This window comes from Streptomyces wedmorensis (assembly GCF_000716445.1).
Lineage (GTDB): Bacteria > Actinomycetota > Actinomycetes > Streptomycetales > Streptomycetaceae > Streptomyces > Streptomyces wedmorensis.
Genome location: NZ_JNWK01000097.1, coordinates 1 through 17,304 on the forward strand (window position 1 = coordinate 1; position 17,304 = coordinate 17,304).

Sequence of the window (17,304 nt, forward strand, 5' to 3'; positions counted from 1 at the left end):
TTGCCGGGCCCAGGCTTCCGCGCCTGAACCCGCACCGGCTGTGCGACGCCGTATCGGTGCGGGTCCGGGCACAAGGGGCGGAGGCGCCGCCAAGCGCGCCGTCCCGTGTGCCCACCCGTCCCGCCCCAGCGGGACGATCGCCCACACGGCGGTGCGGCGGGCGGGCGCGCAGAGCCGCGCGAGGGCCCGGGACGCGCGGGCGCGGGGTGGGCACCGCCCCGGATCGCCCACACGGAGGCCGGTGGGGGCGCGGGGATGCGGCGGGGGTCAGGTGGTGCGGAGGGACCAGCCGTGGTCCTGGAGGGCGGTGGAGAGGGTGGCGGCGGCGGAAGGCTCGACCATGAGTTGGACGAGCCCCGCCTGCTGCCCCGTCGCGTGCTCGATGCGGACGTCCTCGATGTTGACCCCCGCCCGTCCCGCGTCGGCGAAGATGCGGGCGAGTTCGCCCGGCTGGTCGCTGATGAGGACGGCGACGGTCTCGTAGACGGTGGGAGCGGCGCCGTGCTTGCCGGGGACGCGGGCGCGCCCGGCGTTCCCACGGCGCAGGACGTCCTCGACGCCCGCGACACCGTCCCGGCGCTTGTCCTCGTCGGCGGACTGGAGGGAGCGCAGGGCGCGGACGGTCTCGTCGAGGTCGGCTGCGACGCCGGAGAGGACGTCGGCGACGGGGCCGGGGTTGGCGGAGAGGATGTCGATCCACATGCGCGGGTCGGAGGCGGCGATCCGGGTGACGTCCCGGATGCCCTGCCCGCAGAGGCGTACGGCCGACTCGTCGGCCTCCTCGAGGCGCGCGGCGACCATGGACGACACGAGCTGGGGGGTGTGGGAGACGAGGGCGACCGCGCGGTCGTGGGCGTCGGCGTCCATGACGACGGGGACGGCCCGGCAGAGGGCGACGAGTTCGAGGGCGAGGTTGAGGACCTCGGTGTCGGTGTCCCGGGTGGGGGTGAGGACCCAGGGCCGGCCCTCGAAGAGGTCGGGGGTGGCCGCGAGGGGGCCGGAGCGCTCCTTGCCGGACATGGGGTGCGTACCGATGTAGGCGGTGAGGTCGAGGCCCAGCGCCTCCAGCTCCCGCTTCGGCCCGCCCTTGACGCTGGCCACGTCGAGGTAGCCGCGGGCGAGTCCGGCGGTCATGGCCTCGGCGAGGGTGGCTGCGACGTGCGCGGGGGGTACGGCGACGATGGCCAGGTCGACGGGGCCCTCGGGTGCCTCGTCGGTGCCCGCGCCGAGCGCCGCGGCGGTGCTGGCGCGGGCGGGGTCGTGGTCGCGGAGGTGGACGGTGACGCCCCGGCCCGCGAGGGCGATGGCGGCGGAGGTGCCGATCAGTCCGGTGCCGATGACGAGCGCTGTTCTCACTGGGCGATGTCCTTGCGCAGGGCGGCCGCGGCGCCGAGGTAGACGTGCGCGATCGCGGACTTGGGCAGTTCGGTCTCGACGTGGGCGAGGAGCCGTACGACCCTCGGCATCGCCCCCTCGATGTCGAGCTCCTGTGCGCAGATCAGGGGGACGTCGACGATCCCGACGTGGCGGGCCGCGGCGGCGGGGAAGTCGCTGTGGAGGTCGGGCGTGGCCGTGAACCAGATGCTGATGAGGTCGTCGTGGGTGAGCCCGTTGCGCGTGAGGACGGCGGTGAGCAGCTCCTCGACCTGCTCGCGCATGTGTCCGGCCTCGTCCCGTTCCAGCTGGACGGCTCCTCGGACCGCTCGTACCGCCACGTCGTGCTCCTTCGCCTGCGTCAAGTGCTCCGTTCAGCCTAGTCAGCGGTGGGGTGGGCGCGTCGCGGCGCCCGCCTTCCGAGACGGACCGGGCCGGACCGGGGCGGACCGGCCCGGGAGGCGGGTGTCGGCGGCGGCCGGTCAGAGCTGCTGTCGGCGGATGATGCCCTCCAGGGAGCCGCCTTCGGGGAGCGAGCCGTCGGGGGTGAGTTCGTCGACGGCCTGCGGGAGCGAGCGGGCGATCTCGTCGGCGGCCTCCTGCGGGCTGACGCCGGCCTCCGCCGCGGCTTTCCGGAGGGTGTCGTCGGGCAGGGCCTCGGCGATCTGGGCGCCGCTGACGGGCTGGTTCTTGCCGGTGCCGACCCAGGACTGGGTCTGGTCGGCGAGGCCGGACCTGGTCAGCATGTCGAGGAGGCCGCCGAGGGGGTTCGACCCGTTTCCGCCGTTTCCGCCGGCACCGCCGCTTCCGCCGCCCGCGAGGGCCGCGAGCAGGGAGCCGAGGAGGCCGCCGGCACCGCCGGCGCCGCTCTGTCCGCCACCTCCGAGGAGGCCGCCGAGGAGACTGCCGAGGTCGTTTCCCGCCATGGTCGTTCTGCCTTCCGTCCGGTACGGAACACGCCCAATCTCACCTGAACCGTGATGTTCCGCCACTCGGTGTACACACCGACGAGGACGCCGGCCCGGCACGGCGCGGACGGCAGCGCCGTGGACACCCGGACACCCGGTCGCGCCGCACCCCCGGGATGGCGCGCGGCGGCCGGGAGCGGCCGCGCGGTAGAAAGGTCGGATGCTCCTGCACGTCGTACCGCTGGCCGACTGGTCCGCCGCCCCCGAGGCACCCGATGCCCCCTACGCCCCGCCGTCGCTCGCCGCCGAGGGCTTCGTCCACTACTCCGCCGACGAGGCCGCGGCCCTGGCGATCGCCGACGCGCACTACCGGGACGTGCCCGGCCCGCTCCTGGTGCTCGTGATCGACGAGGCCGGTCTCGGCGGCGAGGTCCGCTGGGAGGGCTCGGGGGACGTGCTCTTCCCGCATGTGTACGGACCGGTCGAGCGGGCCGCGGTGACGTCGGTCCTCGAGGTGCGGCGGGACGCGGACGGCCGTGCGAGGGAGCTCGTCGCCCGGGCGTAGGCGTGTTGCGGGCCACGGCACCGGCCCGGCGGGCCAAGCTGGCCCGTATGACTTCACACGCGACGAAACGCCGTACCGTCCTGCTCGCCGCCGCGGCCCTGACGACGAGCTGCGGCTCGGACGACGGGGACGGGAGCGACGGCGGTACGGACACGCGTACCGACGCCCCGGCCACGCCGTCCGAGCCTGCCGCCACCGGCACCACCCCCTCCGAACCGGCCGGCACGACCTCGCCGGGCGGGGACGGCACGGCGCTGGCCAAGACCTCGGAGATCCCGGTCGGCGGGGGCAAGGTCTTCGCCGCGAAGAAGGTCGTGGTCACCCAGCCCGAGACCGGTGAGTTCAAGGCGTTCTCCGCGGTCTGCACCCATCAGGGCTGCCTCGTGAACAAGGTCGCGAACGGCACCATCGACTGCCCCTGCCACGGCTCCAAGTACCGCATCGCCGACGGCTCGGTGGCGGCGGGACCGGCTCCCCGCCCGCTCCCGGCCGAGCAGATCACCGTCTCGGGCGACACGATCACCCTCGCGTAACCTGCCGGGCATGACTCCGGACGACCTGGTGCGCGAGCACACGATCTATTCCTGCGTGATGGGCTCGCGCGCCTTCGGCCTCGCGACCGAGGGCAGCGACACGGACGTCCGGGGCGTCTACCTCGCCCCGACGCCGCTCTTCTGGCAGTTCGACAAGCCTCCCGCCCATGTGGAGGGGCCTGCCGAGGAGCAGTTCAGCTGGGAGCTGGAACGCTTCTGCGAACTCGCCCTGCGCAACAACCCGAACGTCCTGGAGTGCCTCCACTCCCCCGTCGTCGAGCACGTCGACGACCTCGGCCGCGAGCTCCTCTCGCTGCGCGCCGCCTTCCTCTCCCGCCGGGCCCACCAGACGTTCGTCCGGTACGCGGGCGGCCAGCGCCGCAAGCTCGACGCGGACGTCCGGCAGTACGGCCGTCCCCGCTGGAAGCACGCCATGCACCTGCTCCGGCTCCTGACCAGCTGCCGCGACCTCCTGCGCACCGGTGAACTCCGCATCGACGTCGGCGGGGAACGGGACCGGCTCCTCGCGGTCAAGCGCGGCGAGATCGCGTGGCCCGAGGTCGAGTCCTGGATGAACCGCCTCCAGGACGAGGCCGACCGCGCCCACGACACGACCCCCCTCCCGGACGCCCCCGACCACGCGCGCGTGCAGGACTTCCTGATCCGCGCGCGCCGGGCCTCGGCCCTCGACGCGCTCTGAAGGTCTCCGTCGATCAGGCCCGGCCCGCGACGCCCTGCCCGATCGACGAGACGCCCCCTAGGCCTTCAGCCGCGCCCGTACGACCAGATCGTGCAGCGCGTCGTGGACGCGTACCGACTCCGGGAGCTCCGAGGAGGCCTGGGCCTCGTCCAGGACCGCGTGCAGGGCCTGCGTCTCGGCCCGTACGTCCTCGACGACCACCTCCGCGCGCCCGTGCTCGGCCGCCGTCTTCGCCACGACGAGGTCCGGCAGCCGGGCGGGCGCCTCGGGCACCTCGCCGACCAGGGTCGGCAGGTGGGCCTGCACCTCGGCCGAACGCATCAGGTGGATGCCGGTGAGCAGCGCCCGGTAGGTGTACAGCAGCGGCTTGAGCTCTCCGCTGCTCTCGAAGAGCCGCCACTGCGTCCCCGCGAAGCCGCGGTAGTGGTGCGCGTGGTGACGGGTGAGCAGGTCGGGCACGAGGGAGACCATCTCCGCGTGGGTGTCCGTGGTGTGGGCCACGAGCGGCGAGGTGAGCTGCTCCAGGACGTAGCCGTTGCGGCGCAACATCAGCCGGGCGAACTTCCGCAGGTCGTGGGTGACGAGGTCCATCTCGACGCCGTCCCGGTCCCACATCCGGCTGCGGGTCTCCTCCGGCTCGCGCAGGCCTATGAGGGCGTCCACCGGGAGGAGGTGCGCGCCGCGCAGGTCCACGTCCGAGTCGCGGGACGGGAATCCGTACAGGTGTGCGCCGGAGACGGTGGCGAAGAGCAGCGGGTCGGGCTGTTCCGCGACGACGGCGGAGAGGTCCAGGTCAAGGGTGAGCGTCATGGATCAAGCGTCCCAGAGCGCGCCGAAGGTCAGCAGGTCGCTGCGGTACTCGACGCTCTCCGCCCACTCCTTCGGCCACGCGTCGGCACCGAGGTGGGCGCCGGCGAAGGCGCCCGCGAGGGCGGCGATCGAGTCGGAGTCGCCGCGGGTGCAGGCGGCGCGGCGGAGGGCGGTGAGGGGCTCGTCGGGGAAGAGCAGGAAGCAGAGGAGGCCGGTCGCGAGGGCCTCTTCGGCGATCCAGCCGTCCCCGGTGTACTCGCAGGGGTCGAGTTCCGGGTCGGCCGTGCGCTGGACGGCGTCGAGGCGCTCCAGGACGGCCAGGCACTCGTCCCAGCCGCGCTGGACGAAGGCGAGGGCGCTGGGGTCCTGGGAGCGGGTCCACAGGTCGCCGAGCCAGTTCTCGTGGTAGCGGGAGCGGTTCTCGTACGCGTACGAGCGCAGCTGTCCGACGAGGCCGGCCGGGTCCACGCCCTGGGCGAGGAGGTACACGGCGCGGGCGGTGAGGTCGGAGGCGGCGAGGGCGGTGGGGTGACCGTGGGTCAGGGCGGCCTGGAGCTGCGCGGCGCCCGCGCGCTGCTCCTCGCTCAGGCCGGGGACGAGGCCGATGGGGGTGACGCGCATGTTGGCGCCACAGCCCTTGGAGTGGATCTGGCTGGCGTCCTGCCAGGGCCGGTCGCCGTCGAGGAGCCCGCACGCACGGAGGCAGGTGTTGCCGGGGGCCCGGTTGTTCTCCGGGGAGTGGTACCAGTCGACGAACTCGGCGCGAACGGGCCTGGCGAGCCGCCCCGGAGCGAGTACGCCCCGGTCCATGGCTGTACGGATGCCGCGGGCGAAGGCGAGAGTCATCTGGGTGTCGTCGGTGACGTACGCCTTGCGGTTTCTGATGGGCAGCGCCATCTCCCGCCAGGGTCCGACCTTGGCGAGGATCGACGGCACGTCGTTGAACTCGGTCGGGAATCCCAGCGCGTCGCCGAGCGCGAGCCCGATCAGGGAGCCGGTCGCGGCCTGCTTGGTGGCGGTGCGTGCGAGGTTCATGCGGGGCGTCCTTCCGGTCGCAGGAGGGGCGGGTGGAGGGTGGTGGCCTCGCCCGCCCGGTAGAGGGCGGCCGGTTTCCCCCGGCCGCCGGTGAGGCGCGGCGGTCCTGCCACGGCCTGGACGAAGCCGGGCGTGGCGAGGACCTTGCGCCGGAAGTTGGGGCGGTCGAGTTCGACGCCCCAGACCGTCTCGTAGACCTGCCGCAGCTCGCCGAGGGTGAACTCGGGCGGGCAGAAGGCGGTGGCGAGGCAGGTGTACTCCAGCTTGGCGCCGACCCGGTCGTGGGCGTCGGCGAGGATCCGGTCGTGGTCGAAGGCGAGGGGCCCGTGCGTGCCGTACGGCAGCCAGCGCGCCTGCGCCGCGTCGCCGCCGCCGCGCGGTTCCGGCGGGTCCGGTACGAGGGCGGTGAAGGCCACGGAGACGACCCGCATCCTCGGGTCGCGGTCCGGTTCGCTGTAGGTGCGGAGCTGTTCGAGGTGGAGGTCGGCGACGGTGTCGCCGGAGAGTCCGGTCTCCTCGGCGAGTTCGCGGCGGGCGGCCTGCTCGGCGGACTCGCGGGGCAGCACGAAGCCGCCGGGCAGGGCCCAGGATCCGGCGTACGGCGACTCGCCGCGCTCGACGAGGAGGACGTGGAGGCGCTCCTCGCGGACGGTGAGGACGGCGAGGTCGACGGTGACGGCGAACGGCTCGAAGGCGCGGGGGTCGTACCCCTCGGGCGGCTGGTGGGCGGTCATCGGCGCTCCGGCAGCGGGTCGGCGAGGTGGAAGCCCTCGGCGAGGAGGCCGTCGACGGCGGCGACGGCGGCGGCGAGCCGCTCCTCGTGGGGTCCGGTGAGGACCGCCGTGCGCCGCCCCGTGTGGGCGAGCTGGGTGAGGAACCGGGCGGTCATCCAGGGCCGCAGGTGTTCCCCGTCGCGCAGCCCGTCGTCCTCGAAGTCGACGCCCCGGTGGTCGGTGAGCAGCCAGAGGTGCTGGCGGCCGCGGGCGGCGATCTCGCCGGTGTCGGGGCTGGTGGTGCCCATGTACCGCTCGTGCCAGATGGTGGTGGCGAAGGCGTCGGTGTCGCAGAAGAGGACGGGCGAGCCGTCCCTGGCGGCCTCCTCCTCCAGCTCGGCCTGGCGCTGGGCGATGACGGGGAAGTCGGAGGAGCGGAAGGTGACGTCGGACCAGGTGGCGCCGGGCCGCTCGGCGCGGAGTTCGGCGAGTTTGAGCTCGCTGTACTCGCGCCCGTACTCCGGCACGCAGCGGGTGCGGGCCCAGACGCCGCCGCGCCGCCGGTAGTGGTCGGCGAGCGCGAGGGCCATGGTGGTGGTGCCGGTGGACTCGGCGCCGAGGACGACGATCCGGCGGGTGAGGGCGGCCCGTACGGGCGGCTCCAGGAACTCCCAGCAGCCGGCGGGGTCGGCGCGGACGGCGGTGCCGGAGACGGGGTGTCGGGTGCGTTCCTGGTCGACGAGGACGGACTCGGCTCCGAAGCGGCGGCCGAGCTCCTCCCCGTACGGCTCCGAGGTGAAGACGGCGTCGACGCGCTCGGGCACGGCGGCCCGGAAGACGGCCATGTGGGCGGCCCACACGTCGGGGTCGTGGAGGTCGACGGGGACGTCGTCGACGGCTCCGACGACGAGTACGTCGGGGTGGATCTCGCGCATCCAGGCGACCCGGTCCTCCAGGGGGATGCTCTCCACGGAGGAGGCGCAGACGAGCACGGTGAGGCGCTCGCAGCGGTCGCGGGCGGTGCGGACGAGGTGGTGGTGGCCGGCGTGCGGCGGATAGAACTTTCCGAGGACGAGGCCGTGGCCGTAGCGCTTCACGCCGCCTCCCCCACGGGTCGCCCGGCGACGGCGACGTCCCTGGTCCAACCGCGCAGGCCGATGACGCAGAGGGTCATGAAGCCGACGTACAGCAGGGAGGTCAGGTACAGCTCCTTGTACGCGTACAGGGGCACGTAGACGACATCGGCGGCGATCCAGAGCCACCAGGACTCCAGGCGCTTCCGGCACTGGCCGTAGGTCGCCATGAGGGAGAGCGCGGTCGTGAGCGCGTCCCAGAAGGGGACGGTCGAGTCGGTGACGCGGTCGAGCAGCACGGTGAGCGCGAGGGTCCCCACCACCCCCGCCGTGAGCAGCCACGTCCACTCGGTGCGCGTGGTGCGGCGCACCGGGAGGTCGTCGGAGCCTGGTCCACCCCCGTGGGTCCAGGTCCACCAGCCGTACACGGCGAGGGTGATGAAGACGATCTGGAGGCCGGCGTCGGCGTAGAGGCCGGCCTGCGCGAACAGCAGGACGAAGAAGAGGTTGTTGGCGATGCCGATGGGCCAGTTGGCCACGTGCTGCCGGGCGACGAGCCAGACGCAGAGGGCTCCGCTGCCGAATCCGAGGACCTCGGTCCAGCTGACCGGGGTGTCCAGGACGGTGAGGAGCGGCTGCTGCAAGGGTTCGAGGATGTCTGCGAGGCTCACGCCCGCCTCCTTAAGAGTCATGTTGACTATAAAGGTCGGTGGACCGCCCCCACAAGGGCTCGCCCGTCCCGGACGCGACGAAGCCCGTGACCGCCGGGGCGGTCACGGGCTTCGTCGGGTACGGCAGGGGCCTTACATGCCGACTTCCTTCATCAGCATGCCGACCTCGGTGTTGGTGAGGCGGCGCAGCCAGCCAGACTTCTGGTCGCCCAGGGCGATCGGACCGAAGGCGGTGCGCACCAGCTTCTCGACCGGGAAGCCGGCCTCGGCCAGCATGCGGCGCACGATGTGCTTGCGGCCCTCGTGCAGGGTGACCTCGACCAGGTAGTTCTTGCCGGTCTGCTCGACCACGCGGAAGTGGTCCGCGCGGGCGTAGCCGTCCTCCAGCTGGATGCCGTCCTTGAGCCGCTTGCCGACCTCGCGGGGCAGCGGGCCGGTGATGGCGGCGAGGTAGGTCTTCTTCACGCCGTACTTCGGGTGCGTGAGGCGGTGGGCCAGCTCACCGTGGTTGGTGAGCAGGATGATGCCCTCGGTCTCCGTGTCGAGCCGGCCGACGTGGAACAGCCGGGTCTCGCGGTTGGTGACGTAGTCGCCGAGGCACTGGCGGCCGTCCGGGTCCTCCATGGTGGAGACGACGCCGGCCGGCTTGTTCAGCGCGAAGAACAGGTACGACTGGGTGGCGACGGTCAGGCCGTCCACCTTGATCTCGTCCTTCTCCGGGTCGACGCGCTTGCCCTGCTCCAGGACGATCTCGCCGTTGACCTCGACGCGGGCCTGCTCGATGAGCTCCTCGCAGGCACGCCGCGAACCCATGCCGGCGCGGGCGAGGACCTTCTGCAGTCGCTCGCCCTCCTGCTCGGCGCCGGGGAAGGTCTTCGGGGTCTTGATCTCGGGCCGGTTCTCGTACCGCTCCCGGTTGCGCTGCTCGATCTTGGCGTCGAGCTCGCGGGAGCGGGCCGGGGCCTGGCGCTGGCCGTGCGGGCCACGACGGGGCGGCGTGCCGCCCTGAGGGGCCTTGGGGCCGCCCTTGGCGCCGCCGCGGGCCGCGGAGCCGCGGCCCTTCTTCGGGGCCTCGGAGGGGCCGCCTACGTCGTAGGAGCGCTCCTCGGGGCGCGGTCGACGCGGGTTGCTCGGACGCTGGTCGCCGCGGCCACCGCCGCCGCCCTGGTATCCGCCGCCGCCGGAGCCACCCCGGTAGCCACCGCCACCGGACCCGCTGCCGCTGCCGCCACCGGAGCCGCCCCGGTAGCCACCGCCGCCGGAGCCGCTGCCACCGGAGCCCCGGTAACCGCCGCCACCGCCGGAGCCGCTGCCACCACGGCCGCCGCCGCTGCTGCCGCCGCGGCCGCCGCTGTTGCCACCACGGCTCCCGCCGTTGTTTCCGCTGCTGTTCCTGCCGCTGCTGCTTCGCATCAAACTTCCGTCTTGTCGTCGTCCTCACGATCCGGTGCATCCGGATCGAACGAAGGAACCCCTTCCAGCGAGTCCGGCTCGACCGCCTCCGCCTCGGGGAGGAAGGGCGCCAGCTCGGGGAGTTCGTCCAGGCCCCGCAGGCCCATCCGCTCCAGGAAGTAGTTCGTCGTCCTGTACAGGATCGCACCTGTTTCGGGTTCCGCGCCCGCCTCCTCCACCAGACCGCGCTGGAGGAGGGTCCGCATGACGCCGTCGCAGTTGACCCCGCGGACCGCGGAGACCCGGGAACGGCTGACCGGCTGGCGGTACGCGACGACCGCGAGGGTCTCCAGGGCCGCCTGGGTGAGGCGGGCCTGCTGCCCGTCGAGGACGAAGGCCTCGACGGCCGCGGCGTGGGCGGGGCGGGAGTAGTACCGCCAGCCGCCGGCCACCCGCCGCAGTTCGAAGCCGCGGCCCTGGACGGTGTACTCGTCGGCCAGCTCGTGCAGGGCGTCGGCGACCTCGCGCGGGGTGCGCTCCAGGACCTTGGCGAGGTGGGCCTCGGTGGCGGGCTCGTCGACGACCATGAGGACGGCTTCGAGGGCGGGCTTGAGGTCGCTCACGCGGTGGCCTCCTGGTCGAATTCGTCGGTCACGGCCCGGGACGGGTCCGTCTCGCCGCCGGTCCAGGAGACCGTGAGGTCCCCGAGGGCGGTCTCCTGGTCGAGGGCGACAGCCTTCTCCCGGTAGAGCTCCAGGAGCGCGAGGAAGCGCGCCACGACGGTGAGGGTGTCGCCGGCGTCCTCGATCAGCTCGCGGAAGACCGCCGTCCCGCGCTCGCGGAGCAGGGCGACGACCACGGCGGCCTGCTCGCGGACGCTGACCAGCGGCGCGTGGATGTGGTCGACGTACACCTGGGGCTCGGGCTTGGGCCGCATGGCCTTGACGGCCAGCTTCGCGAAACCCTCGGCGCCGATGGAGATGACGACCTCGGGCAGCAGCTCGGCGTGGTGCGGTTCGAGCCCGACGGTACGGGGGTGGCGGCGGCCCTCCGCCTCCCAGCGCTCCTCGAAGATCGCCGCGATGCGCTTGTACGCGCGGTACTGGAGGAGGCGGGCGAACAACAGGTCGCGGGCCTCCAGGAGCGCGAGGTCCGCCTCGTCCTCCACCTCGGCGGCGGGCAGCAGCCGGGCGGCCTTGAGGTCGAGCAGCGTGGCGGCGACGACGAGGAACTCGGTGGTCTGGTCGAGGTCCCCGTCGGGCCCCAGCGCCCGCAGGTGCGCCATGAACTCGTCGGTCACCTGCGAGAGCGCCACCTCGGTGACGTCCAGCTTGTGCTTGGTGATCAACTGCAGGAGCAGGTCGAACGGCCCCTCGAAGTTCGCCAGCCGCACGGTGAACCGCCCGTCACCGGCCTCCCCCTCGCCGACGGCCTCAGCCCCGCCGCCGACGGGCTCGGCTGCCCCGACGGCCTCGGACTCACCGACGGGCTCGGGCTCGCGAACGGGCTCAGCCCCGCCGGCGGCCTCGACCTCACCGACGGCCTCAGCCCCGCCGACGGGCTCAGGCTCGCGGAGGGGCCCGGTCGAGCGGAGGGGCTCAGGCTCACGGAGGGGCCCGGTCGCGCGGAGGGGCTCATCGACGGGATCGGGCTCGGCGACGGGTCCGGACGCCGCGGCGGGCGCGGCCTCCACGGCAGCGCCCGGCGCCTCCCCCGGCACCGGCTCCACGACCGGTACGGGCTCCGCGGGTGCGGGCTCCGGCACGCCCGGGCCGCGGCCCAGGAGGCGGCGGCGCGACGGGCGGGACGTTTCGTCAGAGGCGTGGTGCATGGGATCCAGGGAGAACGGGAGGCGCGGCAGCCCGCAGGCTACCGTCAGCGGCCGCGCAGGCGGCGGACGAGGATGCTCGCGTCGCCGCGGGACTCCAGGTCCGCCAGGACGACCGCGACGGCCTCCCGGACGATCCGGCCCCGGTCGACGGCGAGACCGTGCTCGCCGCGGAGCACCAGCCGGGCGTGCTCCAGGTCCATCAGCTCCTCGGCGGAGACGTAGACCGTGATCTTCTCGTCGTGGCGCTCGCGGCCGCTGGGCCGCCGGTTCGGGGTACGGCCGCCGCGCCGCCGGGCGGCCGCCGGGGCGGGTACCGCGGCGGAGGGCGCGGCCTTCGGAGCGGCGCTCTCGGGCTCCGCGGCCCGGACGCGCGGTTCGGCCGCCTCGGAGTCCGCCGCCGTGTGCTCCGCGGGGCCCTCGGCCGCCGCCGTGTCGCTCTCGCCCGCCGGGGCCGGGACGGCCCGGCGGGGTGAGGACGACTGGAGCGCCGTCCCCCCGGTCGTACGGAAGAGTTCGTCGGCGCCGGGCAGACTCACTCGGCGTGACACCGGGCGAGCACCTCCCTGGCGAGCTGGCGGTAGGCGGCGGCGCCCACGGAGTTGGAGGCGTACGTGGTGATGGGCTCGCCGGCGACCGTGGTCTCCGGGAAGCGCACGGTCCGCCCGATGACCGTGTGGTACACGTGGTCGTCGAAGGCCTCGACGACGCGCGCGAGGACCTCACGGCTGTGCACGGTACGGGAGTCGTACATCGTGGCGAGGATGCCGTCGAGCTCCAGCTCCGGGTTGAGTCGCTCCTGGACCTTCTCGATGGTCTCGGTGAGCAGCGCGACGCCGCGCAGCGCGAAGAACTCGCATTCCAGCGGCACGATGACCTTGTGAGCTGCCGTCAGGGCGTTCACGGTCAGCAGGCCGAGCGAGGGCTGACAGTCGATCACGATGTAGTCGTAGTCGTTCATCAGCGGCTTCAGGGCGCGCTGGAGCGTGGACTCGCGCGCGACCTCGCTGACCAGCTGGACTTCGGCGGCCGAGAGGTCGATGTTGCTCGGCAGCAGGTCCATGTTGGGCACGGCGGTCTTGAGGAGGACCTCGTCCGCCGACATGCCCCGCTCCATGAGCAGGTTGTAGACGGTGAGGTCGAGCTCCATCGGGTTCACGCCGAGGCCGACCGACAGGGCTCCCTGCGGGTCGAAGTCGACGAGCAGCACCCGTCGGCCGTACTCCGCGAGCGCGGCACCCAGGTTGATGGTCGACGTGGTCTTGCCGACGCCGCCCTTCTGGTTGCACATCGCGATGATCTTCGCGGGTCCGTGGTCGGTCAGGGGACCCGGGATCGGGAAGTACGGCAGGGGCCGTCCGGTGGGGCCGATCCGCTCGCGGCGCTGGCGGGCAGCGTCGGGTGCGAGGGTGGCCGCGTACTCCGGGTCGGGCTCGTACTCGGCGTCGGGGTCGTAGAAGTGCCCCTCGGGCACCTCGTCATAGGCGGCGAAGTGGGTGGACTCTCGGCCCATCTCGTTGCCGGCCGTGGCGTTCACGTGTAGGCCGTCCATCGTCTTCATCGTGTGGGCTGTCGTCATGGGCTGGTGCGTCGCGAAGGTCCGCACCGCGACGGAGCCGATCGGAGCACCTGGCGCACCGCTCCCGGGAGTAATTGTCGACTCATTCACAAGTCGTCTTACCTCCTTGGATGTCACCAGGAACATTTATCGATAGGTCAGCGTGGCACCATGCCGACGGTTGGCGACTCTATGGCGTGTCACCGCTCCGCAGCAACACAATCCGCCGGACCCGGCCCGATGTGTCGGCAACCGAACACCTCTCTGTCAAGGGTGCGCAGCCATGCATCCACACGTTTCAGGGGTGTGCGAAACGGTTAAAGGGTTACGTTCGAGGCGAGTTGCCCGAACGTTTCGGCGTGGCCGGAGACACAGCCGGCCGGACCTTGTCGAACAAGGTCCGGCCGGGGGTGCGGCATTGACGGCACGCGTTGACGGCGGTGCCGCGCGGGTCAGCCCAGGAGGGTGCTCAGCTCGACGTGCTCGAGGCCGTGCGCCTCCGCGACCTCCTTGTAAACCACCTTGCCGTCATGGGTGTTGAGACCCAGACCGAGGGCGGCGTCGCGGCGCAGCGCCTCGACCCAGCCGTTGTTCGCCAGCGACACGATGTAGGGCAGCGTGGCGTTGGTGAGGGCGTAGGTGGAGGTGTTCGGGACCGCGCCCGGCATGTTGGCGACGCAGTAGAAGACCGAGTTGTGGACCTGGAAGGTCGGCTCGGCGTGGGTGGTCGCGTGCGAGTCCTCGAAGCAGCCGCCCTGGTCGATCGCAATGTCGACAAGGACACTTCCGGGCTTCATCTTGGCGACGAGCTCGTTGGTGACCAGCTTCGGGGCCTTGGCGCCCGGGATGAGGACGGCGCCGATGACGAGGTCGGCCTCGACGACGGCCTTCTCCAGCTCGTAGGCGTTGGAGACGATCGTCTTCACCTTGGTGCCGAAGATCTTGTCGGCCTCGCGGAGCTTGTTGATGTCACGGTCGAGCAGGGTCACGTGGAAGCCCATGCCGACGGCGATCTGGGTGGCGTTCCAGCCGGAGACGCCGCCGCCGATGACGACGCACTCGCCGGCGTGGGTGCCGGGGACGCCGCCGGGGAGGACGCCGCGGCCGCCGACGGAGCGCATCAGGTGGTACGCGCCGACCTGCGGGGCCAGGCGGCCCGCGACCTCGGACATCGGGGCGAGCAGCGGGAGCGCGCGGTTGGCGGTCTCGACGGTCTCGTACGCGATGGCGGTGGTGCCGGACTCGAGCAGCGCGTCCGTGCACTCGCGGGAGGCGGCGAGGTGCAGGTAGGTGAAGAGGGTCTGGTCCTTGCGGAGGCGGTGGTACTCCTCCGCGATCGGCTCCTTGACCTTGAGCAGCAGGTCGGCGGTGGCCCAGACCTCGTCGGCGGTGGCGAGGATCTCGGCGCCGGCGGCGACGTACTCCTCATCCGTGATCGAGGAGCCGACACCGGCGTTCTGCTCGATGAAGACCTGGTGGCCGTTACGGACGAGCTCGTGGACACCGGCAGGGGTGATGGCCACGCGGAACTCGTTGTTCTTGACCTCGCGGGGGATGCCGACCTTCATCGTCGATCACGGTCCTTGAATCAGGGGGGATACATGGGGCACTGCGATACATACCCGGATGCACTGCGGCGCACCGGGGCAGACCACGTTCGAACGCGGCGCACCCAGTCTAATGAAGGAGTTCCCCCTGTCTAGCCTTTCAAAGTACTAATCTTTCTCGGAGCCACTGCGGATTTCGTAGGCCACGGCTTCCGATTCCAGCAATCTGTCCGCCGCGGCCCGGTGCAGCCCGGCGGCAGCCGGGTCGCCGAGCCGGTCGAGCGTGTCGGCCAGCCGCAACTGGAGCGCCGCCTGGAGCCGGGTGTCCTGGGCCCGGCGGGCGCACTCCACCGCCTCCTCGCAGGTCCGCAGCGACTCCTCGGGCCGTCCGGCGTACTCCTGGACGCGGGCCGCCTCGCTCAACGCCCGTGCGTGGCCCGGCAGATCCGCGAGCCGCCGGTAGCCGGCCGCGGCCGCCCGCCAGTTCCGCAGCGCCTCGCCGTACCGCCCCGCATAGGTCTGTACGGCGCCGAGGCGCGCGTACAGCCGGGCCTGGTCGGCACGCTCGTCCCGGGCGAGGCGCTGCGCGAGAGCCCGCCCGTACCAGTCGCCGGCCCGCTGCCAGTCCCCCAGCTCCTGGTAGGCCCCACCTACGGATTCCATTGCGCGACCGGTCGCATACGGATCATTTGCTTCGCGTCCGGCATCCAAAGCCGACCGATATCGCAGCAGAGCGTCCTTCGTCCTGCCGGTCCTGGCATCGAGATCGGCCAGGTTCAACAGGGCGGCGGCCCGCTCCCTGTGCAGCCCGCGCCGCTCGGCCACGTCGAGGACCAGCCGGTGCAGGCCGTACAGCTCGGGCGCCGCCTCCTCGGCCCCCCGGTGCGCGGCGAGCGCCCTGACCAGGGAGGCGACCAGCCGGCGGGCCAGCGTGTCGAGCTCGCCGTCGGCGACGGCGAGCCGGGCGGAGGCGAGGAGGACGGGCTGCCGGGAGTCCAGCCAGGCCGCGCCGGCGGCCTCGTTCGGGAAGCGCAGGGCACGCGGCAGCCCGGCCAGCTTCCGGCGGGCGGACGAGCCCTCCGGTTCGGTGACCGCACGGCACGACTGGAGGAGCCGTACGGTCCGCTCCAGCATCCGGGCCCGGGCGAGCTGCACCTCGGCGGGCCGGTCGCGCTCCTCCAGCTGGGCGCGAAGCAGGGGGACGAGATGACCGGGCACCTCGTACTGTCCGTCCTCGCCCACGGAGACGAGCCCCAAAGCGGCGAAGTCGGCCAGCGTGGTGCTCGCCGCCGAGACCGAGCAGCCGGCCAGCGCGGAAGCCGTATGCGCGTCGGCCCGTCCCAGCGGGGCGAGCGACAGGAACCGCAGTATCCGCGCGGCGGGCCGGTCCAGTCCCTCGTGGGCCAGGTGGAAGGCACGCGAGAGCGGATCGCCGCTCAGCGCGCGCAGCCGCTTGGCCAGGTCGGCGACGGACGCCTTCGGCCGGGCCGACAGCCAGCCGCCGGCCAGGACCACCGCGCCGGGCAGCCCGCCGCACTCCTCCACCAGACTCTCCGCCGCCTGCGGGTCGACGGTGACCCGGACCGAGCCGGTGAAAGCGGTGAGCAGCTCGATGGCCGACTTCGGGTCGAGGCCGCCGAGCGTGCAGGGCCGTACGTCGGGGATGCCGGTGAGCGGTCCGCGGGAGACCCCCACCACCAGCGCGTCCGGGTTGTCCGGGATCAGCGGATCGGCCTGCTCCGCGTCCACGGCGTCGTCGAGCACCAGCACGGCCCGACGCGCGCCGAGCGCCCCGCGCACCAGTTCCGTCAACTCGTCCTCGGCCGCCCCGGGCGGTTCGGCGACCCCGAGCGCCGCGAGCAGTTCCTGGGCCGCCCGCCCGGTCGGCACGGGCTCCCCTCCCGGCTCCGTCAGCCGGGCCCGGAACACTCCGTCGGGGTACCGGTCCCCCAGACTCGCCGCCAGCTCCTCGGCCAGTGCGGTACGGCCGGAGCCGGGCTTCCCCGCGATCAGCAGCACCCGGGCCCTCGGGACCTTCCGCCCCGTCAGCGTGTCGAGACCAGTCCGTTCGATGTCGGCGCGCAGGGCCTTCAACTCCCGCTGCCGGCCGAAGAACCGCCGGCTGCCCGGCGCCGCCACCGCCTGATCCGTCACGGGCCACGCTCCCGTTCACCTGCACACGAGCCGATCCCGCGGGGGGCTCCGCACGGGCGATCCCGAGCGTAGTTCAGCCCCCTCCCCCACCCCCTCCCACCACTCCCCACACATCCCCCAATCAGATCAACCGATCGTCACACCACAGCGGGCTGCCCCCGCCCCGCCTCGTTGATCGTTCCGCCGGGTCGGTTCCCACCCCCGCGCCTGCGCCCCGCCTCATTGCGGGCATTCGTTCCGCTGTGGCGGTGCCCACCCGCAACCCCCGGCCCCGCCCCCGTTGTGGGCAATCGTTCCGCCGGGGCGGTTCCCACCCCCGCGCCTGCGCCCCGCGTTGTGGGCAATCGTTCCGCTGGGGCGGTGCCCACCCGCAACCCCGCCCACCCCGTTGTGGGCAATCGTTCCGCTGGGGCGGAACGGGTGGGCACAACGGACGGCGCCCC

18 protein-coding genes are annotated in these 17,304 nt (G+C 72.9%); 3 read left to right on the forward strand and 15 right to left on the reverse strand.

Going from position 1 to position 17,304, the window contains the following annotated elements; genetic code table 11:
• Nucleotides 1-267 precede the first annotated feature (267 nt).
• From OO54_RS39350 to OO54_RS39360, 3 genes are all read right to left on the reverse strand, one after another.
• Nucleotides 268-1,356, reverse strand: a complete 1,089-nt coding sequence (locus tag OO54_RS39350; protein WP_033212162.1) for a prephenate dehydrogenase — start codon at nt 1,354-1,356, stop codon at nt 268-270.
• A complete protein-coding gene (gene aroH / locus OO54_RS39355) occupies nt 1,353-1,715 on the reverse strand; it encodes a chorismate mutase (RefSeq protein ID WP_026058642.1) in 363 nt (120 codons plus the stop codon). The genes OO54_RS39350 and aroH overlap by 4 nt, the downstream gene beginning before the upstream one ends.
• A 141-nt stretch (nt 1,716-1,856) precedes the next feature.
• Nucleotides 1,857-2,300, reverse strand: coding sequence for a YidB family protein (locus OO54_RS39360; protein WP_033212166.1), 444 nt, complete (start codon nt 2,298-2,300; stop codon nt 1,857-1,859).
• Between the two features lie 202 nt (nt 2,301-2,502).
• On the opposite strand from OO54_RS39360, the gene OO54_RS39365 reads away from it, so the two are divergent.
• From OO54_RS39365 to OO54_RS39375, 3 genes are read left to right on the forward strand one after another with little or no spacing between them, the layout of a single operon-like run.
• Nucleotides 2,503-2,847 carry a DUF952 domain-containing protein gene (locus OO54_RS39365; RefSeq protein WP_033212169.1) on the forward strand — a complete coding sequence of 115 codons (345 nt, stop codon included), beginning with the start codon at nt 2,503-2,505 and terminating at the stop codon, nt 2,845-2,847.
• A gap of 47 nt (nt 2,848-2,894) precedes the next feature.
• Nucleotides 2,895-3,380 (forward strand): Rieske (2Fe-2S) protein, encoded by a 486-nt coding sequence (locus OO54_RS39370; protein ID WP_033212198.1) that lies wholly within the window; start codon nt 2,895-2,897, stop codon nt 3,378-3,380.
• 10 nt (nt 3,381-3,390) lie between these two features.
• Complete coding sequence (locus OO54_RS39375; RefSeq protein ID WP_033212171.1) at nt 3,391-4,080, forward strand: nucleotidyltransferase domain-containing protein; 690 nt, start codon at nt 3,391-3,393, stop codon at nt 4,078-4,080.
• Between the two features lie 57 nt (nt 4,081-4,137).
• Here OO54_RS39375 and OO54_RS39380 read toward each other — a convergent pair whose 3' ends face one another.
• From OO54_RS39380 to OO54_RS39435, 12 genes are all read right to left on the reverse strand, one after another.
• Nucleotides 4,138-4,890 carry a nucleotidyltransferase domain-containing protein gene (locus OO54_RS39380; RefSeq protein WP_033212173.1) on the reverse strand — a complete coding sequence of 251 codons (753 nt, stop codon included), beginning with the start codon at nt 4,888-4,890 and terminating at the stop codon, nt 4,138-4,140.
• Between the two features lie 3 nt (nt 4,891-4,893).
• A complete protein-coding gene (locus OO54_RS39385) occupies nt 4,894-5,925 on the reverse strand; it encodes an ADP-ribosylglycohydrolase family protein (protein ID WP_033212175.1) in 1,032 nt (343 codons plus the stop codon).
• On the reverse strand, nt 5,922-6,659 hold the full coding sequence (locus OO54_RS39390) for an NUDIX hydrolase (protein WP_033212182.1): 738 nt from the start codon (nt 6,657-6,659) through the stop codon (nt 5,922-5,924). The genes OO54_RS39385 and OO54_RS39390 overlap by 4 nt, the downstream gene beginning before the upstream one ends.
• Nucleotides 6,656-7,735 carry an AAA family ATPase gene (locus tag OO54_RS39395; RefSeq protein WP_033212184.1) on the reverse strand — a complete coding sequence of 360 codons (1,080 nt, stop codon included), beginning with the start codon at nt 7,733-7,735 and terminating at the stop codon, nt 6,656-6,658. The genes OO54_RS39390 and OO54_RS39395 overlap by 4 nt, the downstream gene beginning before the upstream one ends.
• Complete coding sequence (gene pnuC / locus OO54_RS39400) at nt 7,732-8,382, reverse strand: nicotinamide riboside transporter PnuC (protein ID WP_026058641.1); 651 nt, start codon at nt 8,380-8,382, stop codon at nt 7,732-7,734. The genes OO54_RS39395 and pnuC overlap by 4 nt, the downstream gene beginning before the upstream one ends.
• A 132-nt stretch (nt 8,383-8,514) precedes the next feature.
• A complete protein-coding gene (locus OO54_RS39405; RefSeq protein ID WP_033212187.1) occupies nt 8,515-9,795 on the reverse strand; it encodes a pseudouridine synthase in 1,281 nt (426 codons plus the stop codon).
• A complete protein-coding gene (scpB, locus tag OO54_RS39410) occupies nt 9,795-10,397 on the reverse strand; it encodes an SMC-Scp complex subunit ScpB (RefSeq protein ID WP_033212189.1) in 603 nt (200 codons plus the stop codon). The genes OO54_RS39405 and scpB overlap by 1 nt, the downstream gene beginning before the upstream one ends.
• Nucleotides 10,394-11,605: a segregation/condensation protein A gene (locus OO54_RS39415; protein ID WP_033212191.1), complete on the reverse strand. Its 1,212-nt coding sequence runs from the start codon at nt 11,603-11,605 to the stop codon at nt 10,394-10,396. Before OO54_RS39415 ends, scpB begins: the two co-directional genes overlap by 4 nt.
• 44 nt (nt 11,606-11,649) lie before the next feature.
• Complete coding sequence (locus OO54_RS39420; RefSeq protein ID WP_078905595.1) at nt 11,650-12,153, reverse strand: hypothetical protein; 504 nt, start codon at nt 12,151-12,153, stop codon at nt 11,650-11,652.
• Nucleotides 12,138-13,163, reverse strand: coding sequence for a ParA family protein (locus OO54_RS39425; RefSeq protein ID WP_030212665.1), 1,026 nt, complete (start codon nt 13,161-13,163; stop codon nt 12,138-12,140). The genes OO54_RS39420 and OO54_RS39425 overlap by 16 nt, the downstream gene beginning before the upstream one ends.
• Before the next feature lie 449 nt (nt 13,164-13,612).
• On the reverse strand, nt 13,613-14,728 hold the full coding sequence (ald, locus tag OO54_RS39430; protein ID WP_033212196.1) for an alanine dehydrogenase: 1,116 nt from the start codon (nt 14,726-14,728) through the stop codon (nt 13,613-13,615).
• Nucleotides 14,729-14,875: 147 nt separating this feature from the next.
• Entirely contained in the window at nt 14,876-16,861 is a 1,986-nt protein-coding gene (locus tag OO54_RS39435; protein ID WP_033212197.1) for an AAA family ATPase, read from the reverse strand.
• Nucleotides 16,862-17,304 lie beyond the last annotated feature (443 nt).